This window comes from Streptomyces sp. TRM68367 (assembly GCF_014495685.1).
Classification (GTDB): domain Bacteria; phylum Actinomycetota; class Actinomycetes; order Streptomycetales; family Streptomycetaceae; genus Streptomyces.
Window position 1 is genome coordinate 33591 of the sequence record NZ_JACTVI010000042.1, and the last position, 24390, is coordinate 57980.

The 24390-nt window shown below is 72.3% G+C and carries 22 protein-coding genes and 3 pseudogenes; 10 read left to right on the forward strand and 15 right to left on the reverse strand.

Annotated elements, in window-relative coordinates; all coding sequences use genetic code 11:
- Nucleotides 1–3: 3 nt before the first annotated feature.
- Both H8R17_RS24965 and H8R17_RS24970 read right to left on the reverse strand, forming a co-directional pair.
- Entirely contained in the window at nucleotides 4–1311 is a 1308-nt protein-coding gene (locus H8R17_RS24965) for an ABC transporter substrate-binding protein (RefSeq protein ID WP_316959529.1), read from the reverse strand.
- A gap of 271 nt (nucleotides 1312–1582) precedes the next feature.
- Nucleotides 1583–2011 carry a MarR family winged helix-turn-helix transcriptional regulator gene (locus H8R17_RS24970; RefSeq protein WP_187825444.1) on the reverse strand — a complete coding sequence of 143 codons (429 nt, stop codon included), beginning with the start codon at nucleotides 2009–2011 and terminating at the stop codon, nucleotides 1583–1585.
- On the opposite strand from H8R17_RS24970, the pseudogene H8R17_RS24975 reads away from it, so the two are divergent.
- Nucleotides 2001–2669 (forward strand): annotated as a pseudogene (locus H8R17_RS24975) (ABC transporter substrate-binding protein); the annotation flags it as partial. The gene H8R17_RS24970 and the pseudogene H8R17_RS24975 overlap by 11 nt on opposite strands.
- 6 nt (nucleotides 2670–2675) lie before the next feature.
- On the opposite strand, the pseudogene H8R17_RS24980 reads toward H8R17_RS24975, so the two are convergent.
- A pseudogene (locus tag H8R17_RS24980) lies at nucleotides 2676–3303 on the reverse strand (DUF6596 domain-containing protein); the annotation flags it as partial.
- A gap of 120 nt (nucleotides 3304–3423) precedes the next feature.
- Nucleotides 3424–3552, reverse strand: a complete 129-nt coding sequence (locus tag H8R17_RS47345; protein ID WP_262505484.1) for a hypothetical protein — start codon at nucleotides 3550–3552, stop codon at nucleotides 3424–3426.
- Between the two features lie 136 nt (nucleotides 3553–3688).
- Between H8R17_RS47345 and H8R17_RS24990 the strand changes: the two genes are divergently transcribed.
- Together H8R17_RS24990 and H8R17_RS47350 are read left to right on the forward strand one after the other, a co-directional pair.
- Entirely contained in the window at nucleotides 3689–4129 is a 441-nt protein-coding gene (locus H8R17_RS24990) for an SPW repeat protein (RefSeq protein ID WP_187825445.1), read from the forward strand.
- A 94-nt stretch (nucleotides 4130–4223) separates the two neighbouring features.
- Nucleotides 4224–4355 (forward strand): hypothetical protein, encoded by a 132-nt coding sequence (locus tag H8R17_RS47350; protein ID WP_262505485.1) that lies wholly within the window; start codon nucleotides 4224–4226, stop codon nucleotides 4353–4355.
- A gap of 9 nt (nucleotides 4356–4364) precedes the next feature.
- Here H8R17_RS47350 and H8R17_RS24995 read toward each other — a convergent pair whose 3' ends face one another.
- Nucleotides 4365–5102: a phosphotransferase gene (locus H8R17_RS24995; protein WP_187825446.1), complete on the reverse strand. Its 738-nt coding sequence runs from the start codon at nucleotides 5100–5102 to the stop codon at nucleotides 4365–4367.
- A 60-nt stretch (nucleotides 5103–5162) separates the two neighbouring features.
- On the reverse strand, nucleotides 5163–5939 hold the full coding sequence (locus H8R17_RS25000) for a GNAT family N-acetyltransferase (RefSeq protein WP_187825447.1): 777 nt from the start codon (nucleotides 5937–5939) through the stop codon (nucleotides 5163–5165).
- Between the two features lie 118 nt (nucleotides 5940–6057).
- Here H8R17_RS25000 and H8R17_RS25005 point away from each other — a divergent pair, with 118 nt between their 5' ends.
- Both H8R17_RS25005 and H8R17_RS25010 read left to right on the forward strand, forming a co-directional pair.
- Complete coding sequence (locus tag H8R17_RS25005) at nucleotides 6058–6543, forward strand: nucleoside deaminase (protein WP_187825448.1); 486 nt, start codon at nucleotides 6058–6060, stop codon at nucleotides 6541–6543.
- 377 nt (nucleotides 6544–6920) lie between these two features.
- A pseudogene (locus H8R17_RS25010) lies at nucleotides 6921–7183 on the forward strand (class I SAM-dependent methyltransferase); the annotation flags it as partial.
- A gap of 55 nt (nucleotides 7184–7238) precedes the next feature.
- Here H8R17_RS25010 and H8R17_RS25015 read toward each other — a convergent pair.
- A complete protein-coding gene (locus tag H8R17_RS25015) occupies nucleotides 7239–7931 on the reverse strand; it encodes a chaplin (RefSeq protein WP_187825449.1) in 693 nt (230 codons plus the stop codon).
- Between the two features lie 254 nt (nucleotides 7932–8185).
- On the opposite strand from H8R17_RS25015, the gene H8R17_RS25020 reads away from it, so the two are divergent.
- Nucleotides 8186–9793 carry an alpha/beta hydrolase gene (locus H8R17_RS25020; protein ID WP_187825450.1) on the forward strand — a complete coding sequence of 536 codons (1608 nt, stop codon included), beginning with the start codon at nucleotides 8186–8188 and terminating at the stop codon, nucleotides 9791–9793.
- A gap of 6 nt (nucleotides 9794–9799) precedes the next feature.
- On the opposite strand, the gene H8R17_RS25025 is transcribed toward H8R17_RS25020, so the two are convergent.
- Entirely contained in the window at nucleotides 9800–10501 is a 702-nt protein-coding gene (locus H8R17_RS25025) for an asparagine synthase-related protein (RefSeq protein WP_187825451.1), read from the reverse strand.
- A gap of 207 nt (nucleotides 10502–10708) precedes the next feature.
- On the reverse strand, nucleotides 10709–11071 hold the full coding sequence (locus H8R17_RS25030; RefSeq protein WP_187825452.1) for a hypothetical protein: 363 nt from the start codon (nucleotides 11069–11071) through the stop codon (nucleotides 10709–10711).
- Between the two features lie 101 nt (nucleotides 11072–11172).
- On the opposite strand from H8R17_RS25030, the gene H8R17_RS25035 reads away from it, so the two are divergent.
- Together H8R17_RS25035 and H8R17_RS25040 are read left to right on the forward strand one after the other, a co-directional pair.
- Nucleotides 11173–12267, forward strand: a complete 1095-nt coding sequence (locus H8R17_RS25035; RefSeq protein WP_187825453.1) for a chemotaxis protein — start codon at nucleotides 11173–11175, stop codon at nucleotides 12265–12267.
- Nucleotides 12268–12555: 288 nt separating this feature from the next.
- Complete coding sequence (locus H8R17_RS25040) at nucleotides 12556–14037, forward strand: PP2C family protein-serine/threonine phosphatase (RefSeq protein WP_187825454.1); 1482 nt, start codon at nucleotides 12556–12558, stop codon at nucleotides 14035–14037.
- Nucleotides 14038–14125: 88 nt separating this feature from the next.
- On the opposite strand, the gene H8R17_RS25045 is transcribed toward H8R17_RS25040, so the two are convergent.
- Nucleotides 14126–15619: a hypothetical protein gene (locus tag H8R17_RS25045; protein ID WP_187825455.1), complete on the reverse strand. Its 1494-nt coding sequence runs from the start codon at nucleotides 15617–15619 to the stop codon at nucleotides 14126–14128.
- 292 nt (nucleotides 15620–15911) lie between these two features.
- Between H8R17_RS25045 and H8R17_RS25050 the strand changes: the two genes are divergently transcribed.
- Together H8R17_RS25050 and H8R17_RS25055 are read left to right on the forward strand one after the other, a co-directional pair.
- On the forward strand, nucleotides 15912–17051 hold the full coding sequence (locus H8R17_RS25050) for an aminoglycoside phosphotransferase family protein (RefSeq protein ID WP_187825456.1): 1140 nt from the start codon (nucleotides 15912–15914) through the stop codon (nucleotides 17049–17051).
- 271 nt (nucleotides 17052–17322) lie between these two features.
- The gene (locus tag H8R17_RS25055) at nucleotides 17323–19275 is read left to right on the forward strand and encodes an N-acetylmuramoyl-L-alanine amidase (protein ID WP_187825457.1); all 1953 of its coding nucleotides are present in this window, start codon (nucleotides 17323–17325) and stop codon (nucleotides 19273–19275) included.
- A gap of 56 nt (nucleotides 19276–19331) precedes the next feature.
- Here H8R17_RS25055 and H8R17_RS25060 read toward each other — a convergent pair whose 3' ends face one another.
- The 5 genes from H8R17_RS25060 to H8R17_RS25080 form a co-directional block, all read right to left on the reverse strand.
- Nucleotides 19332–21677, reverse strand: coding sequence for a glycosyl hydrolase family 95 catalytic domain-containing protein (locus tag H8R17_RS25060; RefSeq protein WP_399477229.1), 2346 nt, complete (start codon nucleotides 21675–21677; stop codon nucleotides 19332–19334).
- A gap of 162 nt (nucleotides 21678–21839) precedes the next feature.
- The gene (locus H8R17_RS25065) at nucleotides 21840–22337 is read right to left on the reverse strand and encodes a hypothetical protein (protein ID WP_187825459.1); all 498 of its coding nucleotides are present in this window, start codon (nucleotides 22335–22337) and stop codon (nucleotides 21840–21842) included.
- A gap of 69 nt (nucleotides 22338–22406) precedes the next feature.
- Complete coding sequence (locus tag H8R17_RS25070) at nucleotides 22407–23012, reverse strand: ABATE domain-containing protein (RefSeq protein WP_187825460.1); 606 nt, start codon at nucleotides 23010–23012, stop codon at nucleotides 22407–22409.
- A gap of 59 nt (nucleotides 23013–23071) precedes the next feature.
- Nucleotides 23072–23977, reverse strand: coding sequence for a universal stress protein (locus H8R17_RS25075; protein ID WP_187825461.1), 906 nt, complete (start codon nucleotides 23975–23977; stop codon nucleotides 23072–23074).
- Between the two features lie 170 nt (nucleotides 23978–24147).
- The gene (locus H8R17_RS25080; protein ID WP_187825462.1) at nucleotides 24148–24390 is read right to left on the reverse strand and encodes a DUF397 domain-containing protein; all 243 of its coding nucleotides are present in this window, start codon (nucleotides 24388–24390) and stop codon (nucleotides 24148–24150) included.

Genomic DNA, 24390 nt, shown 5'->3' on the forward strand with positions numbered 1-24390 from the left:
GCCTCACTGCTGCGCCGTCAGCTTCTGCAGGTCCGCCTGCAGGTCCTTCAGCGCCTGCGCACTGCTCTTCTTGCCGGTCAGCGCGGCGTAGACCTCCTTCTGGATCGCCTGCGTCACTTGCCCGTACTGCACGACCCGCGGACGCGGCACGGCATGCGTGATGGACGCCTTGAGGTCGGACAGGTACGGATACTGCTTGTCCAGCGCGGCGCTGTCGTACAGGCTCGCGTACGGCGAGGGGAGGGAGGCCTTCTTGAGGAAGTAGGTGGAGTTCTCCTCGTTGGTGAGGAACTTCATGAAGTCCAGGGCCGTGGCCTTGTTCTTGGCGAAGGACGACAGGGCCAGGTTGGAACCGCCCAGGCTGGAGACGCCGGGCCCGTTCAGGCCGGGCAGCGGCGCGACCGCGAACTTGCCCGCGATCTTGCTCTTCTCCGCCAGGGAGTACACGTACGGCCAGTTGTTCAGGAATATGAGCTTTCCGGACTGGAACGCCTGACGGCCGTCCTCCTCCTGGTAGGTGATGGCCGCCTTCGGGATCGTGCCGTCCTTGAAGGCGTTGACGAGGAAGTCCAGGCCCTTCTTCGCCTGCGGGGTGTCGACGTCCGGCTTGCCGTTGGCGTCGGTGATGACACCGCCCGCGGAGTTCACGGCCTCGGCGAAGTTCACCGTCAGGCCCTCGTACTGCTGGAACTGCCCGGCGTAGCAGGACATGCTCTTGGCCTCGGGGAGCTTCTTCACCTTGGCGCAGTCGGCCGTCATCTCCGCCCAGGTGGACGGGGGCCGGGTGATGCCGGCCTTCTTCAGCAGGTCTGTGCGGTAGAACAGCAGCTCACCGTTCGAATTGAACGGTACGGCGTACAGCTTGCCGCGGTACTTGCCTGTCTCCACCACCGGCTTCAGCATCTTCTGCAGCGGGAACTGAGTCGCGGGCAGCGGTTCGATCCACTGGTGGGCGGCGAACTCCGACGTCCACACGACGTCGGTGGCGAGCACCGTGTAGGCGTCGGACTTCGTCTCCGCGTTCTGGATCATCTGCTGGCGCTGCGAGTCGGCGTCCGTCGGCAGCTGGATGAAGGTGACCTTCTGCTTCGGGTGCTGCTTGTTCCAGCGGTTGAGGATGGTCTGGACGGTGCCGGTGGTGTCCTTGCCGGCCACGTACGTGATGGGGCCGCGGCCCTTGAACGACGCGGCGGCGGCCGATGCGGCCGATCCGGACCCGCCGGTGCCGGACGATCCACAGGCGGTGAGGAGCAGTCCGGCTGCCGTGAGGGCCGCGGAACACTGCATCACTCTGGCGGTGCTTGTCTTCACTGTTACTCCTGGTCGTGCGGAACCGAAGCCGTGGCTTTCCCCCAGGTCATGAGATTGCGTTGTCACAGCATTGGACTGACAAAAAACACAGGTCGGATACCCGAACGAGCAGTCCGTCCGGGCTGTACCTGTCCGCCTCCGGACAACGCTTGCACGCTAGGAGCGGCATTTCGGGAAGTCAATGCATGATTGCGTGGCAATAAGGAAAGAAAACGGTGAGAGTTCAGTCACAGACACAGCACAGCAGGCTGGTGCCCGGAGGCGTGGATGCTCAGCGAGTGCCCGGCACGGGCGAGTTGGCCGGCACCGGCGGCTCCTCCAGCGTCGTCGCCAGCCGGTCCAGCAGGCCGCGCAGCAGGTCGGTGTCGTCGTCGGAGAGCGCCGGCCAGTCGGCGCGGACCGCGCGGTCGATGCTCCGCCAGTACTCCTGGCCGCGCGGGGTGAGGTGGGCGAGGATGCGCCGCCGGTCGAGCGGATCGACCCGGCGGTGCACGAGGTTTCGGTCGACGAGGTGGTCGGCGAGCTTGGTCAGCGTCGGCGGCGGCAGGAAGGCCGCCTCGGCGACCGCCGTCATGCGGTGCCCCTCGCCGTCGGAGAGCAGGGCGAGCACCCGCCACACCTCCAGCGAGCAGCCGTGCGCCTTCAGGACGGCCTCGAGCCGGCGCGCGGCCAGCCGCTCGGCCCGGGTCAGGAGCTGCATCAGGGCGGCGCACTCGTATGCGCGGGAGTCCGGCGGGCGCGTCGCCGGTGAGGCGTATCTGCCGCTCGGCACCCATGACTTCGCGCCGGTACTGCGCCGGATCGAGCGCTCGGACGCGGACGCCGTGCTGCTGCCGGCGGGCAGCGACGCGGTGCGGTTCAACCGGGCGTTCGCCGCGTACGGGCTGCACGAGCGGTGTCTGCGGCTGAGCACGCTGATGGACGGGAACATGCTGATGGCGAGCGGACCGGCGGCCACCGAAGACCTGTACAGCACGGCCGGGTTCTTCGCCTCGCTCGCCAACCGCGACACCCTCGACTTCCACGGGCGGTACGCTTCCCGGTACAGCGTCGAGGCCCCGGCCCTCGGCAACTTCGGCGAATCCTGCTACGAGGGCGTGCTGCTGCTCCCCGCCCTCATCGGCCGGGCCGGGACGCTGGACGTGGCGGCGATCGGGTCGGCGGCCGACACCGTGTCGTACGAGGGTCCGCGCGGGCTGCTGCATCTGCGCGGCAGCCATGTGCGGCAGCGGATCTATCCGGCGCGCGCGGCCGGCCTCGACTTCGACGTGGGCACGGAACTGACGCTCCTGCGGAAAGCACGTAGGGCGATGACGAACTCAGCCGCCGAATCCACGGATCGGTTCGCCAACGGGTGAGTTCACGTCGAGGTCCGGCCTGTCCACGAGGACGAGGGCCTGGCGGGGGCCTCGGTCTCGGCGACGCCAACCGCCCGGTTCAGCGCGACGGCCGGGCTCGGACGAGGGCCGGAAGCTGGTCGTAGAGCTGGCGGATCTGCCGCCGGCCGTGGCGTCCGCGGTGGGTGCGTCGCTGTGGACGGCCTGGATCGCGGGCCTGGACCTGGTAAGGGCCGTGCCGGTCGCGGCACAGGCGGCGGCGGACCAGCGCCTGCCCTTCGGCGATCAGGCCGCCATCCCAGCGGGCCCGGTCCTGTTCGGGCAGCGGCACCAGCACACCGCCGTCGCCGCGCCGGGCGGCCCTGCGCGACTCGGCGAGCGGCGGCCCGGGCCTGCTGGGAGAGCGCGGGGTGGCAGCAGGTGAAGGTCAGGCGGAGCCGTTCGTCGCGCACGGGCTCTCCTCGGGCGGTGCGTCGGGGGCGTGCAGCAGGTCCGCCTCGGCGTGCCGCGCGTCCCGCCCGGCCTCGCGGCACAGACAGTCGATGGCCCGGTTTCGCGCGGTGGTGATGATCCACCCGGCCGGACTCGGTTGCGCCCCGGTCTCCGGCCGGCGCCGCACCGCGGTGGTGAAGTCGTCCTGGGCCGCTTCCTCGGCTGGGGCCTGCCGGCGGATCAGGCCAGAGGAAATCGACAGCTCCTCATGGGCGCTGGTGAGGGGGGTCTGGTGCGTCCAGCTGCAAGGCGGAGAAGGGAGTCGCCTCGACACCCGTGGTCATCAGTCCTCGGCTTCGCCCATGAACGGCCGCACCTCGATCGGCAGCGTGGTCGCCGCCGCCAGCCTGCGGCCCCACTCCAGGGCCGCGTCCAGGTCGGGCGCCTTGATGAGGCTGATGCCCCCGAGCATCTCCTCGCCGCGCCTGCCCCATGCGCATCCGGCCTCTACACATAAGGGAAAAATAAGCGCAGAATGAGCTCACGCGGTGCTTAATCCGCATACCGCACCAGACGCGGTCAGGCCTGCAAGGCAAAGGAGACGAGTCATGGCCAACGTCTCGCCCACCAGGGGTGACATATCCGGCCACCCCGATGCATCCGAGATGCGGGCACGGTATGCCCGAATGCTCGGTGGTCGCGATGTGGCGCTCGTGGACGGACCGGTGTTCCTGCTCGGTCTGTACTGCGCCGTATCCCCGTGGATACTCCACTACACGACGAGCCAGCCTCCACTCGTGACACACAACCTCATCGTCGGCATCGCGATAGGACTGCTGGCCCTGGGGTTCACCCGGGCTCCGGAACGCATGTACGGCCTGAGCTGGGCCATGTGCGCGCTGGGCATCTGGATGATCATCGCCCCGTGGGTCGTCGGCGACGGCCCCGACGCGGGCGTGATCGTGAACAACATCGTCATCGGTGGCCTGGCCTTTGTCCTGGGGCTGTTGTGCGCCGGTACGGCGGCGAAGAGCGCCCCCAAGCCGTAGGGACACCCCAGGAAAGGGAAACGAGCGAGGCCGGTCCGCCATGTACGGACCGGCCTCTCCGCGTCGGCCGTGCCTCGTGCCGGACGATGCCGGCGTGCGGCTGGATCTCGAAGGTGACGCGGGAGTGCCGGTCCGGGGTTCCCTCGTCCTCGCGCCGGCCCAGGTGGTGACCAGGCGGGCCGGCCGCTCGCTGGCCTCCAGGGCGGCCAGGCGCGTCACGGCCTGAAGCGGGCCGTCAGCGCAGGAAGGTGCCCAGTTCCCGGCGGTGCGCTGAGACCCAGCCGTGGGCCGCCCGGACCTCGTCCACGACCCCGCGCTCCCGCAGTCGCTGCATGGCCGGTGCGCCGCGCAGTGCGGCGGACTCGATGCCCCGTCGGCAGCGGTCCTGCCACCACAGGATCGTGTCGAGGAGCTGGTCGCGCCCGGTCAGGCCGTACGCGTCACAGACGAGCCCGATCCGGCGTGCCGCCTCCCGCACGTCGGCCGCGCCGGGGCCGAGGTCCAGGTACTGCCAGCACACATGGGCGACATCGTGGATCCGCTCCCCCGGCGCGGCGATGTCCCAGTCGATGAGGGCCAGCGGCGTCCACTCCGCGCCGGTCACGGCGTACACCGTGTTCTTCGGGGAGAGGTCGTTGTGGCACACCACGTCCTGGTCACCCGCCAGGGCCGTCCCGTGGGTCAGGTCGTGGAACTCGCGCACGAGCCGCGCGATCCGCACCAGCCCGGCGTCGGTGCGGGCGGCCGCGCGCTGCGCCGGGGTGAGCGCCGCCCGCCCCTCGATGTGGCCGAGCACCTCCCGCCCCCGCTCGTCCGTCCCGAGAAACCTCGGCGCCCCGGCCCACCCGTGCCGCTCGAACAGCGCGAGCAGGTCCCGTACATACCCCGACCGGGCCGAGGGCGTACGCCGCACGGTGTCCCCGATGCGCACGACGTCGTTGATGAATCCCCCGGCGAGAAACTGCTCCTCCACCTGAACCTCCTGCCGCGCCCCGGACGCACGCGCCCAGGCGGCACGCACATGTGGCGACCGCTACGGCACGTACGTGTACGGCGTCGTCGTAGTGAGGGGCGCGAAGCCGAGGCGTTCGAGGACGGGGCGGCTCTGGCTGGAGGCGTCGACCTGGAGGTAGCGGTAGCCGCGTTCCACGGCGGCGCGGGCGCGGTGGGCGACCAGGGACCGGTAGATGCCGCGGCCGCGCCAGCCCTCGACGGTGCCGCCGCCCCACAGCCCGGCGAACCTCGTCCCGGGCACGAGTTCCATGCGGGCCGCGCTCACCGGCTCTTCACCGGCCAGCGCCACGACGGCGACGACGGTGTCGGGGTCGGCCGCCAGCCGGGCGAGCAGCTGGTGCCGCAGCCAGGCGCTGTCCGCGCCGAAGGCCTTCGCGTGCACGTCGGCGACGAGATCGACGCCCGCCTGGTCGGTGACCGGCAGGACGCGGATGCCCTCGGGCGGCTCGGCGTCGAGGTCCAGGTCGGCGGCCTCGCCGAGCATCAGCGTCTCCTCGGGGCCCGGCGCGAACCCGGCCGTGCCCAGCCGTTGGCCGAGGTCCACCGGCAGATCGTGCCCGTACAGCTTCCACTCGAAGGCACGGCCGAGGCCGGTGTAGTACCGGATCTGCTCGGCGATCGCCGCCTCCACGCCGGTCCCGTCCAGGCCGGACCACAGGACGCCGTTCCAGCCGTGCGCGGGGGCGACCTGCCGCACCACGCCGCCGGCCCGCTCGACCCGGGCGTCGGGGCTGTCGGGCTGCGCTCCCTCGCGCAGGTCACGGTCGAAGAGGGCGAGCACCGCAGCATGATCCATGCCCCCACTCCAGCACGCCGGTGTCACAGCGGCAACGCAATTGAGGTGCGGCCGGGCCGCGGAGAAGGCCGATGATGGGGACGCCCACTGGATCACCGATGCGAAAGGCAACGCACCCATGACCGTGCAGGACACCGAGCTGCCGTACTTGCGCCGCTGCGTGGAGCTGGCCGCCGAGGCGCTGGCGGCCGGGGACGAGCCGTTCGGCTCGGTGCTGGTCGGCGCGGACGGCACCGTGCTCGGCGAGGACCACAATCGGGTGGCGTCCGGCGACCGCACCCGGCACCCCGAGTTCGCCCTGGCCCGCTGGTCGGCCGCCCACCTCACGCCCGGGGAACGGGCGGAGGCGACCGTGTACACCTCCGGCGAGCACTGCCCGATGTGCGCGGCCGCGCACGCCTGGGTGGGCCTCGGCCGCATCGTGTACGTCGCCTCCTCCGAGCAGCTCTCGGCCTGGCTGGCGGAGCTGGGCGTGCCGCAGCCGCCGGTGCGGACACTGCCCGTCCACGAGGTCGCACCCGGCGTGGCCGTGGACGGCCCCGTGCCCGAACTGGCCGAGCAGGTACGCGCGTTGCACGTCCGCTTCCATCACGGCGGCACCTGACAGGACGCCCTACTGCTGGCCCTGGGCACGGTGCCCTGCTCGGCTTCGACATCGCGTACGGCATCCTGCAGCAGCGGGAGCCCCTGCTCCCGCCGGCGCACCGGCTGGTGCTGCTCGCCGCAGTGACCCTGATCGCACCGGGCATCCTGCTGTACGAGGGGCTGACCCGCACCGCGCACGACGCCGCCGTGATCGCCACCTTCTCCGGGATGCTCTTCCTGCTGGTGATCCTGCGGCTGTCGGGCATGGTCGTGGCGCATCGCCGGGCGGTGGCCCGGGAGCTCGCCCTGGGCCGGGCCGGTGCGTCCCGGGTGTCGGTCGTCAGCACGAGGAGGTCGCCCGGTCCTGCGAGGCCGCGGTCGACCGGCTGCTCGGCGTTCTGCCGGGCGTTCGTGCGGTGCGTGCAGCCGGGCGGGTATCTGGCGGCGGCGTTCATGGAGAACATGCCGACCAACCGCATCGGGCCCGCGTCGCGCTGGCCGGGCTGCCCGGTGGACCCGGACGCCGTACGGGAGGTGTTCACGCCGCTGCCCCGGGAGCCGGCGGTCACCCGCATCGACGCCGACCCGACGCTGCCGGCTACGGGGACTCCGGGATGGTGCTGCTCAGCGGGGTGACCGGGCCGTCGCTGCCGGGCTGAGGTGCCGTACGCGGCCCCGCCGGTGACGGTCAGCGGGGCCGGGTTGGGGGGCGGGTCAGGCGTCCGGCCCGGGGCGGAAGCGGCGGTAGAGGGCAACGCCGGTGAGGAAGAGGGCCGCGCTCCCGGCGAGGGCGGGCACCGTGTGGTCCGTTCCCGTGTGGGCGAGGGCGGCATCGTCCGTCTGCGGGGCGGGCTTCGGTGCCGGGTGGTGCGGGCCGGGCGGCGGGGTCGGTCGGGGCGTCGGCTTCGTGGGGCGGTCGGGCGTGGCGGGCCGGCCGGGGCAGTCCGGCCGGTCGCCGGGGGTGTTCACGGACTCGTTGCCGGTGGCCGGATTGCCGACGCCCGCCACGTTCACGCTGTCACCGCTGACGTTGACCGGGAGGTCCACCGGCTGCTGCACGCCGTTGCCGGAGAGCACGCCCGGTGAATCCTTTGCGCTGCTCTCGGCGGCGGCTGCGCCGGACGTCCCGCCCCGGTGGCCGGAGCCCCCGCCCTCGTTGGCGCAGGTGTTGCCCGCGGCCGGGTTGAGCAGCTCGGCCACGTTCACGGTGTTCCCGCACATGTTCACGGGGACGGGCACCGGGAGCTGCATGGTGTTGCCGGAGATCACCCCGGGCGAGCCGGCCGCGTCGCCCTGTGCTCCTGAGGCGCCATCAGCCGCAAAGGCGGCGGAAGCCGGGATCGTCATGGCCATCGCGCCGGACGCGGCGGCGACGGCGATCACACTGTTTCGGGCAACCCGTCTCATAGGTTCCTGCCTTCCAGACAGACATGGTCGCGGGCACTCGCCCGCACCGGTTAAACGGGGACGGACCATCCGAGTTATGGCTCATAGCTTCACTCCATCGAGCGGCCCGGCTCGAATGCCCGGCGCGGGCGTCGTACGTACATCCCGCGGCGCGGCCGGCCGATCACTCGTCCGGAGGCGCGGCTTCCGGGGTCCGCTTATGGTGATCGAGGGCGCCGATTCCGGTCCGCAGCGGGGCGCCCCGGGAGGCATCGATGCTGGCCAAGTCCACGCGTTCCCCGTTCCGTCGCTGTGCGGTCACCGCGGCGGGGCTCGCCCTGCTGGGGGCGGGGCTGCCGGCCGTGGCCGCGGACGACGACCGTGCCGACCTGTCCCGGTTCTACCGGCAGAAGGTCAGGTGGTCGGCGTGCGGGGGCGAGGGCGTGCCGAAGGACCTGCAGTGCGGGAAAGTCACCGTCCCCGTGGACTACGCCCGGCCCGGGTCGGGCACCCTCGACCTGGCCCTCGCCCGCTACCGGGCCACGGGCGAGTCACGCGGCTCGGTGGTGCTCAACTTCGGCGGCCCCGGCGGTGCGGGGGTCAGGGAACTCGCCTCCGGCGCCAAGGAGTTCATGGAGCTGACCGACGACTACGACGTGGTGGCGTTCGACCCGCGCGGCGTCGGCCGCTCCTCGCCGGTCAGCTGCGGCGAGGCCGCCGCCGAGGCCGCGAGCGCCGCGAACGGCAGCGGTGACGTCACCGACCCGCAGCCCGTGCTGCGGCGGCTGCGGAAGGCGGCCGCCGAGTGCGCCGCGCACTCGGGGCCGGTGCTGCGCCGCATAGGCACCGTGAACGCCGCGCGCGACCTCGACGTGATGCGTCAGGCGCTCGGCGACGCCAAGCTCAACTACCTCGGGTTCTCCTACGGCACCCGGCTCGGCGCGGTCTATGCGGCCCAGTTCCCCGACAAGGTCGGCAGGCTGGCCCTGGACGGCGTGGACACACTGACGGAACCGCTGTCCGAGCAGGGGCTGGTGAGCGCGGCGGGGCAGCAGACGGCGCTGGAGAACTTCCTCGACTGGTGCACGCGGGAGGACATCGCCTGTCCCTTCGGCCAGGATCCGCGTGACGCCCGCGAGCAGGTCGTCCAGCTGGTCGGCTCGCTGGACCAGGATCCGGTGCCGACGGGCTTCGGCGACGAGTTCTCCGGCCAGGACCTGGTGGGGGCACTCGCGCAGGCGCTGTACAGCAAGGAGTGGTGGCCGTCGCTGGAGCGGGCGTTCGCCCTGCTGCTGGAGGACGGCGACACGCGGGGTCTCGAGGCCTTCACGACCGGCGGCATGGCGCTCCCCGGCCTTCCGGGCTTCCCGGTGCCGCCGCTGCCGCCCCGGCAGCAGAGGGGCGGCGGTCTCGTCGACGAGGAGGACGTGCCCCTGGACAACCTGCCGGCGGCGCTGATGGCGATCAACTGCGCGGACGATCCTGACCGCCCCACCGCCGGGCAGATCACCAGGAACCTGGGCCGGCTGCGCGCCGCGTACCAGGAGGCGTCGCCGGTGTTCGGCCGGTACCGCCTCACCCAGGTCCTGATGTGTTACGGCCGGCCCAGGGGCACCGACTTCATCCGCGACGAGGTCAGGGACGTCGACACGCCGAAGATGCTGCTGGTGGGGACGCGCGGCGACCCCGCCACGCCGTACCGCTGGACGGAGCAGACGGCGCGCCGGCTCGGCTCCTCGGCGGTGGTGTTGGACAACAAGGGCGAGGGCCACACCGGGTACGGGTCGTCCAAGTGCGTGCACCGCAAGGTCGACGCCTTCCTGCTGTACGGCACGCTGCCGCCGGACCGCAGCTCCTGCGGCGCGGAGGACGACGAGCGCTGAACCCGCTCAGGTGAGGGTGATGTCCGGCTCGAGGAGGTCGATCCACTGAGCCAGGTCGAGGGCGCGCTCCAGGCCGCGCCGGGCCGCCTGGGTGTACACGGGCGCTTCGCGGTGCGCTGCCTGCCGCAGACGTTCGCGATCGACGAGATCGAAGACGGGGTGGCCGGGCCGGGCCAGGAGGTCCTTGGCCTGGACCTGGAGGGCGGACCCGTGCGCCGGGTCCTGGGTGGACGGGTACGGGCTCTTGGCCCGGTCGTACACCGACGTGGGGATGACGTCCGCGGTCGCCTCCCTGAGCGGGCTCTTCTCCCGGCCGGCGAAGGACTTCAGCGCCCAGGGCGCGTTGTAGCCGTAGTCGACGAGCCGGTGGTCGCAGAAGGGTACGCGGACCTCGAGGCCGACGGCCATGCTGACGCGGTCCTTGCGGTCCAGCAGGATCCCGACGAACCGGGTCAGGTGCAGGTGGCAGATCTGCCGCATCCGCGGTACTCGAAGTCGCTCTCGCCGTCGAGGCGGCGGACGGCCGAGACGGCGGTGCGGTAGCCGTCGGCGACGTACGACGGCAGGTTCAGTGCCTCGGTCAGGTCGCGGCGCAGGACGTCGGTGTCGTCGCCGAAGTCGCGGCCGAGGCGCACCAGCCAGGGGAAGGTGTCGGCCGTGCGGACCGCCTCGTCGAAGAAGTGCCGTTCTGCACGTGCGCACCCGCATCCGGCGCACCAGTTGTATCTGGCATCCAGATTTCGAGCGTGAGACACACCCCGGATCCGGTCAACGTGGTCGTCCCGTGCGCGCGCCCGCCCCACGCTTTCGGTCGCACTTTGCCCGCACGCTCCCCGCGTGCCCAGCCAGGCAGAAAGCGGGCCCCGGCCGGAACCGGCCGTCGGCAAAGTCTTCCCCAACCGCCTCCCCGGGGCCTCAGCGCGGGGCACCCACCCTGTTCCGAAGCGTGCGGGCCACCCGTTCGGCGTCGGGCGCCGAGACCGCGAGCCGGACGAACGGCGTGGACGGGCACAGGTCCACGACCACGGCGGGCCTGCCCACCCGGACCGCGACGAAGTCGCGCCCCTGAGGGTGCTGCCGCTCCCCCACGCTGTAGCGGTCGGGAGTGCTGTGACCGGACCGGGCCGTGCCGCGCAGCGCCCGCCACCAGTCGGGCTCGACCCGGGCATCCTTCACCTGTGCCAGCGGCACCCGGATCTCCCGGCGCCGCGCGAGAAGGGCCTCGCGTGGGGACAGCCGTACGACGACGTCCTCGTCGTCCACGCGCAGACGGGCCATCGCCAGTCACCTCCACCTCCAGCGTGCACCCTCCGGCGGGGCGGCGGGAACTCGGCGCCGTACCACATGCCCGGCTGGAGAAACGGTTCTATCGTGCTGTCATGGAGCACGATCTGAGTCCCGCGACCCTGGCCGAGCTGCGCCGTCCGCGCCCCTATCCCGCGGTCTCCGTGCTGACTCCGACGCACCGTCGCGAACCCGACCGGGCCCAGGATCCGGTGCGGCTGCGCAATGTCGTGGCCGAGGCCAAGAAGCAGCTGGAGTCCGACCCTGCGGTCACCCGGGACCGGCGCGCCGAGGTGGCCCGGGAACTCGACCGGGCCCTCGCCGAGGTCGATCTGACGCACGCCGAGGACGGCCTGGTGATCTTCGCCGCTCCGGGTGAGCACCAGGTGTGGTCGCTCGCCCGCAACGTGCCGGAGCGCGTGGTGCTGTCGGACACCTTCCTCACCCGCAATCTCGTCTCCGCGCGGGCCGCCGAGCAGCCGTTCTGGGCGCTGTCGGTCGCCGCCGACCGCGTCACCCTGTGGAACGGCGGCACGGACCGGGTCGTCGAGGAGCGCTACGGCGGCTTCCCGCTGACCCGGCGCGTGGAGAACTTCGACCCCGAGCGCCAGGAGCGCATCGGCGACGTGCCGAGCACCTACAGCGACGAAGGCACCCGCCAGTTCCTGCGGGAGGCCGACACCGCGCTGGCCGGGGTCCTGCGCGCGTACCCGCGGCCGCTGTACGTCACCGGGGACCAGGCCGCGCTGTCCGTCCTCGACGAGGTCGGCAGTGCCCCCAAGGGCGCCGTGCACATCCCGTACGGAGGTCTGGCGCACAGTGTCCCGGAGGCCGTGTGGCAGGCCGTGCGGCCGGCGGTCGCGGCCGAGGAGCGCCGGGCCTCCGACGCCGTGACCCGGGAGCTGATCTCGGCGCGCGGCCGCCGCGACTACGCGGCGGGCATCGACGAGATCTGGCGGAGCGCCCGGGAGGGCCGGGTGCGGCTGCTGGCCGTCGAGGAGAACTACCAGGTGACCATGCGCGACGCCGGCGACCATCTGGTCCCGGCGGTCAGCGGGGATCTCGACGCCCACGAGGACATCGTGGACGAGATCGTCGAGCAGTGCCTGGAGACCGGGGCGGACGTCCGTTTCGTACCGGACGGAGCGCTGGGGGACGCCAACGGGATCGCGGGAGTCCTGCGGTACTGAAAACGCCGCATCAGCGATAGAACACACGCACGTCGAACAGTTGTCGAAAGTCGGCTCCGACGCTCTCGACGGTCCGTCAAGTAACGTATGACTCCTACGACTTGTCCCATCCCGGAGGGCACATCACGCGTAGCCCGGATTCACCCTCCGGGCCTATGGCATATGCCAACAGCACCACCCTATCGTGTGTTGCCAAATCCCTTACAGGGCGTCGCGGGCTGTGCAACAGTCGTAACGGTCCCTCCCGATCCGCCTTGGTCGTACCGTCCCCCTCCACCGGAGTGCGTCATGCCGTCCCACCTCTCCGCGGACCGCCCCGCCGCGCAACCGCCAGGACCCGGCTCGGTCGACGCCCTGATCTCCAAGACACGGCGACTCAAGGGCGACGTGAACGCCATCCGGCGGGACGCGCAGGGCGACGGATCCGACCCGCAGGGACGCTGGCAGCGCGCGCTGTACGACCTGGCTCTGCATCAACTCAACGACCTCGACGCCCACTTGGCCCAGCTGCGGGACGGCCCGCTGCCCGCCTCCGACGCCCCACCCGCCGAGACGGCCGGGCCGTCACCCGCCGTCCCCGCCCCACCATCCCCGCCCCGCGACGGCTCGCTGCTCAGCCGGGTCGGCAGCGCGGAGTGGAACCTGCTGACGGACGAGGCCGACTGGTCCGGGGAGCTCTACCGGATCCTCGGCCGCGACCCCGCCGCTCCCCCGCTCACCCTCGACGAACTGCCGTCCCTGGTGCTCCACGAGGACCGGCCGAAGCTGACGGCGATGGTCACGGACTGTCTCGTGGACGCCCGGCCCATCGACGGCGAGTTCCGCATCGTGCGTCCGGACGGCGAGGTACGGACCGTGCACATGATGGGCGAACCGGTGCTCGACGCCGACGGCAGCACCGCCTCCATGTGGGCGGTGCTCCGCGACGTCAGCGAGCTGCGCCGCAGCCAGCGCGCGGTGAGCGAGACCCGCGACTCGCTCCAGCGCCACCGGCAGCTCGCGCAGACCGAGCACCGGCTCGCGGTCGAGCTGCAGGAAGCCGTGCTGCCGCCGTGGCGCGGTTCCCTGCGGCTCCCGCGCCACGGCAGCCGCAGCCTGGACCTCGCCGCCCGCTATCTGCCGTCGTCGACGGCGGCGCTGATCGGCGGCGACTGGTACGACGCGCTCGAGTTGCCCGGCGGCGAGACCCTGCTCAGCATCGGCGACCTGACCGGGCACGGCCCCGCCGTGACGTCGGGCATGGCGATGCTGCTGGGTGCCGTACGCGGCATGGCGATGGCGGGCGCCGGGCCCGGCCGGCTGATGGGGTGGCTCAACCAGTTACTCGACGCCACCGTGGAGCCGGCCCTCGGCAGCGCCGTGTGCTGCCGCTACCGGCCCGAGACCCGCTCGCTGGTGTGGGCGCAGGCCGGACACCCCGTCCCGCTGCTGTTCCGCGACGGGACGGGGCACAGGCTGGACGCGCCGCACGGCGTCCTGCTCGGCGCGACCTCGGGCGCCACCTACGGAGAGGCCGAGGTGACCCTCGAAGTGGGCGACCTGCTGCTCTTCCACACCGACGGACTGGTGCCACGGCAGTGGGGCTCCCCCCGCGCGAGCGAAGCCGAGCGTGGGGGAGGAACGGCGGCCGTGAACCGCCTCCTGGACCTGGCCCCGCGTCTGGCCGGCGCGAGCACCGCACAGGACTGCGTGCGGGCGGTCGTGGAGGAGTTCGGCGAGACCGAGCGGGAGGACGACGCCTGTGTGCTCATCGCCAGGGTGACATCGTAGGGATAGTGGTGACGTTGCAGGCACCGCGGCGGACGGCGGCACAGTCCCCCCTGTGCCCGTGCGTTCCCGGGCGTGCCTGCTGCTCGCGTTATGCCTGGGCGCTGTTCCCGGTCCGGCCCCTCGCCTTCGGCAGCGCCACCTTGATCTCCTCCCGCAGCTCGTTGATCTTCGGGTAGTCGGCGTACTCCGCCGTGAGCCGGTACATCTGGCGCAGCCGGTCCCAGGTGCGGTGGGAGGAGTTGGAGCCCATCGACACCAGGGCCAGCCGCGCGTAGCGGTCCGCCTGTTCGGGGTCGTCCGCGATGAAGCAGGCGGAGGCCATCGACAGGTAGTCGAAGATCTTCGACCGCTGCCGGGCGTCGGTCCGCAGGGACAGAGCCTTGTCCGCGTAGTGCTGGGCGTGCGCGGCCGCGGTGGGCTCGAACTCCGCCAGCGTGCGGTAGGCCAGGGCCTGCATGCCGTACAGGTCCTCCTCCGTGAACAGTTGCATCCAGTCCGGCGGGGGCACGTCACCCTTGTCGGCGACGAAGAGGTCCTCCGCCCGGCCCAGGGTGCGGCGCATCGCCTGACTCCTGCCCATGGAGGCCTGCGCCCAGGCCTCGATGGTGAAGAGCATCGCCCGGGTACGCGGCAGCACTTCCTCGCCGACGCCGGACTTGGCGAGCTTCATCAGGTCGAGCGCGTCGTCGGGCCGGCCCAGGTGCACCATCTGGCGGGCCGCCCGGGACAGCGCCTCGCCGGCGCGGGGCCGGTCGCCGCCCTCGCGGGCCGCGTGGGCGGCGATGACGAAGTACTTCTGGGCCGTGGGTTCGAGGCCGACGTCGTGGGACATCCAGCCGGCGAGGACGGCGAGGTTGGCGGCGACGCCCCACAGGCGCCGCTGGAGGTGGGGTGGGTGACGGTAGGCGAGCATGCCGCCCACTTCGTTGAGCTGGCCCACCACCGCCTTGCGCTGGAGCCCGCCGCCGCGGGCGGCGTCCCAGGCGCGGAACACCTCGACCGAGCGCTCCAGTTCCTCGATCTCCTGCGACCCGATGGGGGCGGCCTCGTAGCGGTCGAACCCAGCGGGGTCGGCGTGCAGGTGATTGTCGAAGTCGGGAGCGTCGGCAGCCAGGGCAGGGTCGGTGTGCAGCCAGTCGTGCATGGCGCTGCTGAGTGCGGATCCCGCGGCGAGCGCGGCGCCCGCGCCCACCAAGCCGCGTCGGTTGAGCATGAGGTCCATTCCCGTGAATTCGGTGAGGACCTCGGCGGTCCGTTCGGGCGCCCACGGCACTCCGTCGGGATGGTCCACACTCCCGCCGCCCTGCCGTTTCCCCGCACGCCCGTGCCGGACCAGACCGAGGTCCTCGATGGTCACGACACGGCCGAGACGCTCGGTGAACAGAGCCGCCAGCACCCGCGGCACCGGATCGCGGGGTAACTCCCCCATGTCGATCCACCGCCGCACCCGGGAGGTGTCGGTCGCCAGCTGGGGGTGACCCATGGCCGCCGCCCGCCGGTTGACCAGTCTCGCGAGTTCGCCCTTGGACCAGCCGGCCAGGCCGAACAGGTCCGCGAGCCGGGTGTTGGGTTGTCCGCTCACATCAAGCCCCCAGGTTCTCGGCTGACTTGACAGTAGCCCGGTGAGAGTTGCCGGGCGACTATTCGCCAGGGTTCGCCAGGCTGCGCCAGATGGTGTGCCACGACCCATCGGGTGTCAGGTAGGAACGCGCCACCCCGACCCGGTCGCCGCAGGGACATTCCCCAGGGTGTTTCCGTGGGACCGGGCCGGGTTGAGCGATGACTTCTCCGTGGCCTCCCCGAGGAGTGCACAGGTCCTCCCCGAAGGAGGGCACAGCAGGAACAGCAGGCACACGAAGGGATCTGTTTCGCCCATGTACGCAGCATCGTCCTCCGTGTCCGCCCCGCCCCGGTCGCTGCATCCCCGCCCGGCGGGCAGCGGCCCCTATCTCGCCCCCGCGCGCGGGGCGGCCCCCGTGCCCGGCGCGGGCAGGACGCGGCTCGCCGCGGGGCCCGGCACGCAACCGCTCAGCGGGAGACTCGACTTGTCCGGCCCTCAGGGCGCCCAGCTGCGCACGGCGATCGCGTCCGTGCACCGGATCTGCCCGGAGTTCGCTCCGGTGCAGGTGCTGCGCCGCAGCGGGCGGTCCGTGCTGCTGGTCGGCACGACCGGTCGCAGCACGGCCGTCGCCAAGTGTTTACTGGACCACTCCCCCGCCTGGGCCGAGCGGATCCGGCACGAGATAGAGGCATACCGCGCGTTCGTCCGGCACCGCCCTCCGGTGCGGGTGCCGAGACTGATCGCGGCGGATCCGGACAACTGCACGCTCGTCATCGAGCGGATGCCCGGGCGGGTGGCGGCACTGCGGCGGCACCCGGCGGAGGCGCCGCCGCGGGCGGACATCAGGGCGGCACTCGGCGCGATCTGCCGGCTGAACGCCTGGCGGCCGCCGGCGGGCACCTTCGACGCCCCGCTGAAGTACGCGGCGCGCATCTCCCGGTGCCACGAGCTTGGCCTGCTCACCGACCGGGACCTGGGCGATCTGCAGAAGCTGCTGCACGGCATCGCGCAAGCGGCCGGGCGGCACGGCATGGGCCAGTTCTGCCACGGCGAGGCACTGCTGTCCAACATTCTCCTGTCACCGGCCGGTCCAGTGCTGGTGGACTGGGAGCATGCGGGCTGGTACCTGCCGGGCTACGACCTGGCGACGCTGTGGTCGGTGCTCGGGGACGCACCGGTGGCCCGGCGGCAGATCAGCCAGCTCGCGCAGTCGGCGGGGCCGGCGTCACGGGACGGGTTCCTGGTGAACCTGATGCTGGTCCTGACCCGTGAGATCCGTACGTACGAGACGGCCGTGCAGCGCTCGATGCACGACGTGGCCCCGGCGGCACCGGGAACGGCCCACCCTGGTGCTGCGCCGTCCGGCGAGGAACAGCGGCTGCTGCTGAGGCGGCTGCACGACGACTGCCAGCAGGTCCGACGGGCCGTGCGCGCGGCGGTCGGCACTCGCTGACGGGGACAGCGGTCCGCAGTGCGCCAGGACAGGGGCGCGCCGCGGGCCGCTCGTACGAACGGACACGTGCCCGTCGTACCGGCGGATCACGGGCCGTCGTACGGGCGGACAGCACGGCCATTGGTGTACGCCACCGACGTGCCGAACCCGCTGATGACAAGGGAAGTCGCCTCCTGCTGGGCAGGATTGACGGATCGTCGGCAAGCCGGTACCACAGACCCACGCCCGGCCCCGCACGGCACGCTCCGCCCGACTGTCCCAGGAGGCCGCCTTGCCCGTCACCGCCTCGCATCCCTCGCCCGGTCGCAGACGCATCCGCAGGGCGGCCGGCGCCCTGGCCGGTGCGACACTGCTGCTGCCGCTGCTCGGCGCCGCTCCGTCCGAGGCGCAGCACTCCGCGGACCGCCTTCAGCTGGCGTTCGCCTCGGCCGCCTCGGAGTATCACGTCCCGCAGAGCGTGCTGCTGGGCGTCTCCTACCTCCAGTCCCGCTGGGACGCGCACGCCGGCGCGCCGAGCGTGACCGGCGGCTACGGCCCGATGCACCTGACGGACGCCCGCACCGCGCTGGCCGGGGCACCGCACCACAGCGAGGGCGCGGAGGACCCGCGCGGCGACACCGCCCGCCCGGCGCTGCACCCCGACGCGAAGGCCCCGGAGGCCACCGATCTCCCGGCCCGCCTGCGGACACTGCCGAAGGCTGCCGAGCTGACCGGCCGGAGCCCGCGGAAGCTGCGTGATGACCCGGCCGCCAACGTGGCGGGCGGCGCCGCGCTGCTGGCCGCCGCGCAGAAGCAGCTGGGCGAGCCGCTGAGCGAGGATCCGGCGGACTGGTACGGGGCAGTGGCCCGCTTCTCGGGTGCCGACGACACCGCGACGGCGGCGGCGTACGCGAACGACGTGTACGACACCCTCCGCACCGGCGCGGAACGCACCACGGACGCCGGCCAGCGCATCGCCCTGGCCGCGCAGCCGAGGCTCGCCCCGGAGACGGCCCAGCTGCGGCGCACGGGCCTGCGCACGCTCTCCGCCGCCGGCACCGAGTGCCCGCGGACGGTGTCCTGCGAGTGGCTCCCGGCGCCGTACGAGCGGTTTGGCGACGACGACTACGGCAACCACGACCTGGCCGACCGTCCCGCGTCCCAGCGCATCCGGTACATCGTCGTCCACGACACGGAGGGCGCCTGGGACGGCGTGCTCAACCTGGTGCAGGACCCGGCCTACGTGTCCTGGCACTACACGCTGCGCTCCACGGACGGCCACATCGCCCAGCACGTGAAGGCTGAGAACGTGGGCTGGCATGCGGGCAACTGGTACGTCAACGCCGGGTCGGTCGGCCTGGAGCACGAGGGGTTCCTGGCCAGTCCGGACGCCTGGTACACGGAGGCGATGTACCGCTCGTCGGCGCGCCTGGTGAAGTACCTCGCGGCGAAGTACGGCATCCCGCTGGACCGGCAGCACATCCTGGGCCACGACAACGTGCCGGGCCCGACCACCTCAGCCATCGCCGGGATGCACACCGACCCCGGCCCGTACTGGGACTGGCGGCACTACTTCGCGCTGCTGGGCCGCCCCTTCGAGCCGACGGCAGGCACGAACAGCGGCATGGTGACGATCCGGCCCGGCTACGGCACGAACCGGCCGGAGTACACGGACTGCACGGCGAAGGGACAGCCCTGCGCGGTGCACGGGTCGAGCGCGGTGCGGCTCCACTCCGACCACGACGAGGAGTCCGCCCTGATCAAGGACACCGGCCTGGGCACGGAGCCGACGACGGGGGTCAACGACCTGTCCTCGCGGGTGTCCACCGGCCAGCAGTACGCGGTCGCCGGCCGCTGGGGCGACTGGACGGCCATCTGGTACCTGGGGCAGAAGGCCTGGTTCAGGAACCCGAAGGCACAGCCGACGGCGGTGCCCGCGTCGGGTCTCGTGGTGACGCCCAAGAAGGGCCTTGCGAGCGTTCCGGTGTACGGGCGGGCGTACCCGGAGAAGGAGGCCTACCCGGCGGGCGTGCCCGCGCAGTCGGTGTCTGCGCTGCCGTACCGGCTTCCGGCCGGGCAGAAGTACGTGGCCGGTGACAAGGTGCCCGGCGAGTACTACTACGCGGTGACCTTCGACGAGGCCTCGCACAAGGTGGTGGTCGGCAAGGACCTGTACTACGAGATCCAGTTCGGGCACCGGGTGGGGTTCGTACGGGCCGCGGACGTTCGGGTGATGTCCGAGTAGCCGTAGTCATCGCCGACGGAAGGGCCGGGTCCCGTGCGGGGCCCGGCCCTCGCGCGTCAGTGCCAGACGTACCGCTTCCCGGCGACCGCCCTGAAGGTCACCTCGCCGTCCTTCAACAAGTCGCTGCGGACGGTGAGTTCGCGGGTCCGGGCGGGGTGGAGCGCGATGCGGGTGGCGCGCCCCTCGGCCCAGTCGATGTCGACGGTGGCGCCGCCGCGGGCGCGCAGGCCGCGGACCGAGCCGGTCTGCCAGGCGGTGGGGAGGGCGGGCAGCACCTCGACGACGTCGTGCTGGCTCTGCAGGAGCATCTCCACGATTCCGGACGTCGCGCCGAAGTTGCCGTCGATCTGGAACGGCGGATGGGTGTCCCACAGGTTCGGCAGCGTCGAGGACTTGAGCTGTTCGCCGAGCATCTTGTGCGCGTGGTCGCCGTCGCGCAGCCGCGCCCAGAAGTTGATCTTCCAGGCCTTGGACCAGCCGGTGCCGCCGTCGCCGCGCGCGGTGAGGGAGACCTTCGCGGCTTCGGCCCAGGTGCTGCCGGGCCGGATCTGCCGTCCGGGGTGCAGGGCGAACAGGTGGGAGACGTGCCGGTGGGTGTCGGCCGGGTCGTCCAGGTCCGCCTTCCACTCCTGGAGCTGGCCCCAGGAGCCGATGCGCAGGCCGGGGTCCAGCCGGTCCAGCGCCTGCTGGAGTTGGGTGCGGAACGCCGGGGAGTCGCCCAGGACGCGGGCCGCGTCCAGGGTGTTGGTGAACAGGTCGTGCACGATCTGCTGGGACATGGCCGCGCCCGCGGTGAAGTCGCCGTGCTCGGGCGAGTAGCTGGGCGTGACGACCAGGGTCCCGTCGCGCGGGTCGGTGCGCAGGTTGGCGAGCCAGAACTCGGCGGCCTCCTTCAGCACCGGGTAGGCGGTGGTGCGCAGGTAGTCGGTGGAGCCGCCGAAGAGGTAGTGCTCGTAGAGCTGCTGGGTGAGCCAGGCCGCCGCCTCCGGGAACCAGAACGCGGTCGCCCAGTCGTGCACGCCGGTGAAGCCGTACGGGTTGGTCTCGTTGTGCACGACCCAGCCGCGTGAGCCGAACATCTCCTTCGCCGTACGGCGGCCCGGCGCGCGCAGGGACTCGACGAAGCGGTCGTACGGGGCCGTCGTCTCGGCCAGGTTGGCGGCCTCGGCGAGCCAGTAGTTCATCTGCAGGTTGATGTTGACGTGGTAGTCGGAGGACCACGGGGGCGTGGTGCTGTGGTTCCAGACGCCCTGGAGGTTGGCGGGCAGGGAGCCGGGTCGGGAGGAGGCGATGAGCAGGTAGCGACCGTACTGGAAGAAGAGCGCTTCCAGGGCGCGGTCCGTCGGGGTCTCGCCGCCCGTGTAACCGGCGAGGAGGCGGTCGGTGGGGAGGTCCGGTGGGAGGGTCTGGCCGATGTCGAGGGCGACGCGGTGGAAGAGGGCGCGGTGGTCGCGGAGGTGGCGCAACAGCAGGGACTCGTAGCGGTTGCCCGCCCGGGCGACGGCGCGGGTGACGGCGGCGTGCGGGTCAGGGCCGCGGTACTCGGGGTAGGTGTCGGCGTAGTCCGTGCCGGCGGCCAGGACGAACCAGGCGCTGTCGGCCCCCGTGACGGTGATCGTGCCGTCTTGGTTCGAGGTGACGGTGCCACCCTTGCTACGGACGCGGATCTGGGCCTCGAAGCGCAGGCCGTTGTCCTTCAGGGCGCCCCGCACGGTGAGCCCGCCGTCCGCCGCGCTCGCCGTGAAGTCGCTGCGCGGTGAGGTGTGGCGCAGGGTGAAGGTGACGCGGCCCGGTTGGCCGGCGGCGATGCGTCCGACGATCACTCCGTCGGGGTAGGAGGCGAAGAAGTCCCGTTGGTGGCGGACCTGTTGATGGGTGAAGACGACCGAGGCGACGGCGTTGTCGAGGTCGAGTGCGCGGCGGTACGTGCCGGGGTCCGCGGCCGGGGCGTCGGGGAAGTCGAGGTACAGGTCGCCGAAGGTCTGGTAGGCGCCGAATCCGGCCTTCGGCTGGCCGAGCCGGGCGGCGACGTCGTCGGGGTCGAGCCGGGTCCGGGCGTCGAGGTCGTCCTGGACGGCGGTGAGGGCGCCGGGGCGGGGTGCGCGCCAGTTGCCGAAGTCGTAGCCCTGAGCGGAACCGGGCCCACCGGTCCACAGGGTCTTCTCGTTGAACTGCAGCCGCTCGGAGGCGAGGCCGCCGAACACCATGGCGCCCAGTGCGCCGTTGCCGATGGGCAGGGCCTCGCGCTCCCAGTCGGTGGCCGGGGCGGTGTACCAGAGGACCGAGGCGTCCCGGCCGCTGATACGTGACACATCGGATGACTCCACCGCGGCCGCCTCTGCGGAGCTCAACGCCAAGCCACTCAGGGCAAGGCCGCCCACCCCGCCCGCGGCAGCTTTCAGCGTGCTTCTTCGGGAGATCTCATGCGACTCATGCGACATGGCCCTCGACGCTAGTGGTCCGATGACTCAGGCGACAAGGGTCATGACGAGACATGCCGGGGCCCGAACGGCCCAGAGTGGTCGGAGGGCTTGGCGCGCTCGGAATGCTCGGGGCGCTCGGGGTCAGCCCTGCTGGAACAGCTCCGCGGGCAGCGGTTTGAGGAGGGCGTACAGGTCGTCGGTGATGGGGCGGTCCCAGGCGGCGATGGTCACCAGGACGTTGTCGCTGCGATCGAACTGCACGCAGGAGATCCGGCCCTCGGAGAGCTTGACGCGGCGCACGATCAGCAGGTTGTCACCCTGCATGACGGGCACGTCCTCCGTGCCGACGACCGTGACCTCCTCGTCGTTCTCCAGCGCCAGCAGCAGTTGCGCCACCTCGAACGGGACCTGGCCCTCGGGGACCTCGCGGGCCGGGGAGCCCTCCGGCAGATTGCCGATGATCATCGCCGGACCGCGGCCGCCGAACAGGTCGTAACGCAGGAAGACGCCCTGGCAGCTGCCGTCGGGGGCGGGCAGCAGGCCGGCCCCCAGGTTTCCGGGCCAGTCACCCGGGTCCATGGCCAGTACGTCGAAGTCGGGCCCGGCGGGAGTGGCACTGCGGCGGCGGAGGAACGACATGCCGCCCATGGTACGTGGCCGGACCTGCTGCGTGGCGTGCGGGCGGAACCTGATCCGGGCGGCCGCGCCTCAGGCCGCCCTCTTGTGCCGCTGGTGGTGGCGGGCCACGCGGGCCCGGTTGCCGCGGGACGGTTTGCACCACTCCTGGCGCGGGTGCTCCTTCAGGAAGTAGCGCACGCAGCGCGGGGCGTGGCAGGCGCGCAGCCGCTCCCGGTCCGGGCTCGCGAGGAAGCCGATCACGGCCTGCGCGAGCGCGGCGGTCAGCTCTTCCCCACCGCGCACGGGCTGCCGCTGTACGACGGGTTCGGCGTCGTCGGCCCAGTGCAGGACCGGCACGGTCGGGGTCCGGGCGGCGGCCGCGTTGAGGCGCCGCAGGGCGTCGGGGACGGGCAGCAGGCGGGCCGCGTCGGCGGGGCTCGGCTCACCGGGGCGCACGGCGCGCGAGAAGAGGGCACGGACGGCGGCACGCAGTTCCCGTACGGCGGTGAGGCTCGCGTCGTCGGCGACGAACCGGCCGGCCTCCGGCAGGGTAGTACCGGGGCGGGCGCGGACCCAGGCGGTGAGGCCGGCGGGGTCGGTGAGGTCGTCGGCGACACCGCCGTTGCCGTCGTGCCGGATGGTGAGGACAAGGTCCAGGGCGAGCCGGGCATCCCCGGTGATGGAGGCGGCGTGCATGGGGCTAATGGATAGGGACACCCGCATCCGTTAGGGCAGACGGCCGGTGCTCCCCCGCCTCACTCCTCGGGCGGCGTGGGCGGCACCACCGCCACAGGGCTCGCCGCGTGCATCAGCACCGCGTGGGCCACGGAGCCCATCATCCGGGCGGGGGCCAGCAGACGGCGGCGGTGGCGGCCGACGACGACCAGGTCGGCGTCCTGGGAGGCGGCGACGAGGTGTCCGGCGGCATCGCCGGCGACGGCATGGACCTCGGTGCGGACGCCGGGGTGGCGTGCGCGGTGCTGGGCGAGGAAGCCCTCGGCGAGGGCGCGGGTCTGGCCCTCGATCTCGTCCTGGTCGAGCGGCGGCGGCACGAGTTCGCCGGGGACCATCCAGGTCTGGGCCGGCCACGCGTAGGCGGCGACGGCCTGGAGGCGGGCGTCGCGCAGGGCGGCCTCGGTGAAGGCGAAGGCCAGTACGGCTTCGTCGGGGCCGTCGGCGTGCACGCCCACGACCACCCGGGGACCGGGCTCGGCGGGGATCGCCGCTGCGTGGACCTCGCGGCCGGGCGGGGGCACCACGACGACGGGGCACTCGGCGTCGCGGGCGACGGTCATGCCGCTGGAGCCGAGCAGCAGGCCGGCGAAGCCGCCCCGGCCGCGTGAGCCGAGCACCAACAGCTGGGCGGCGGTGCCCAGTTCGGGCAGCATCGCACCGGGCGTGCCCTCCAGGCCGACGTATTCCACCTCCGGCAGTCCGGCGCGGCCGTTCAGCCGGCCGCGCACCTGGTCGAGGACCGGGTCGTCCGCCAGGTCCGGCAGACCGGACGCCAGCGCCTCGGGCTGCGCCCAGGGGGCGTACTGCCGCACGTGCACCACCCGTAGCGGCGCCTGTCGCCGGCGGGCGGCGTCCAGGGCCCATTCCAGGGCACGCAGACCGCCGTCCGAACCGTCGACCGCCGCGATGACCGGCAGGGTGCTCATGGGTTCCTCACCTCCGGAACAGGACCGTGCCCTTCCCGGTGCCAGCCTGGCTCAGGTGCCGGTCCCGGGAAGGCGCCTACGGTCGCGTGTCCGGAATCCGGGGCGGAACAGCCCCGATCGGCCGGGTGGCACGAACAGGCGCCGCCGGTCCGCCCCGCGCTCGGTTCGCGCTACGTGAGGTCGAACTCCCCTTCCCGAGCCCCGGACACGAAAGCGCCCCACTCTGCGGGGGTGAAGATCAGGGATGGGCTCTCCGGGCGGGCACTGTTCCGCATGGCGATGAACCCCTCCACAAAGGCGATCTGGACATCCCCCAGGCCGCGGCTGCTGGACTGCCACTGCGCGTTGCTGAGGTCCAGCTCCGGCTTGTCCCAGCCTGTGAGCGGGCGCTGCTTGGTGGTGCTCTCGGCCAC

Bases quoted from the DNA above. Each gene is read 5' to 3' on its own strand.
- H8R17_RS25000 (WP_187825447.1), bottom strand. From the start codon at position 5,939: ATGGATCATGCTGCGGTGCTCGCCCTCTTCGACCGTGACCTGCGCGAG.
- H8R17_RS25035 (WP_187825453.1), top strand. From the start codon at position 11,173: ATGGAGCACGATCTGAGTCCCGCGACCCTGGCCGAGCTGCGCCGTCCG.
- H8R17_RS24970 (WP_187825444.1), bottom strand. From the start codon at position 2,011: ATGCAGCTCCTGACCCGGGCCGAGCGGCTGGCCGCGCGCCGGCTCGAG.
- H8R17_RS25020 (WP_187825450.1), top strand. From the start codon at position 8,186: ATGCTGGCCAAGTCCACGCGTTCCCCGTTCCGTCGCTGTGCGGTCACC.
- H8R17_RS25030 (WP_187825452.1), bottom strand. From the start codon at position 11,071: ATGGCCCGTCTGCGCGTGGACGACGAGGACGTCGTCGTACGGCTGTCC.
- H8R17_RS25075 (WP_187825461.1), bottom strand. From the start codon at position 23,977: ATGAGCACCCTGCCGGTCATCGCGGCGGTCGACGGTTCGGACGGCGGT.
- H8R17_RS25025 (WP_187825451.1), bottom strand. From the start codon at position 10,501: ATGCGGGTGCGCACGTGCAGAACGGCACTTCTTCGACGAGGCGGTCCG.
- H8R17_RS47345 (WP_262505484.1), bottom strand. From the start codon at position 3,552: ATGCTCGGGGGCATCAGCCTCATCAAGGCGCCCGACCTGGACGCGGCC.
- H8R17_RS24990 (WP_187825445.1), top strand. From the start codon at position 3,689: ATGGCCAACGTCTCGCCCACCAGGGGTGACATATCCGGCCACCCCGAT.
- H8R17_RS25050 (WP_187825456.1), top strand. From the start codon at position 15,912: ATGTACGCAGCATCGTCCTCCGTGTCCGCCCCGCCCCGGTCGCTGCAT.
- H8R17_RS25070 (WP_187825460.1), bottom strand. From the start codon at position 23,012: ATGCACGCCGCCTCCATCACCGGGGATGCCCGGCTCGCCCTGGACCTT.
- H8R17_RS25040 (WP_187825454.1), top strand. From the start codon at position 12,556: ATGCCGTCCCACCTCTCCGCGGACCGCCCCGCCGCGCAACCGCCAGGA.
- H8R17_RS25065 (WP_187825459.1), bottom strand. From the start codon at position 22,337: ATGTCGTTCCTCCGCCGCCGCAGTGCCACTCCCGCCGGGCCCGACTTC.
- H8R17_RS25015 (WP_187825449.1), bottom strand. From the start codon at position 7,931: ATGAGACGGGTTGCCCGAAACAGTGTGATCGCCGTCGCCGCCGCGTCC.
- H8R17_RS25005 (WP_187825448.1), top strand. From the start codon at position 6,058: ATGACCGTGCAGGACACCGAGCTGCCGTACTTGCGCCGCTGCGTGGAG.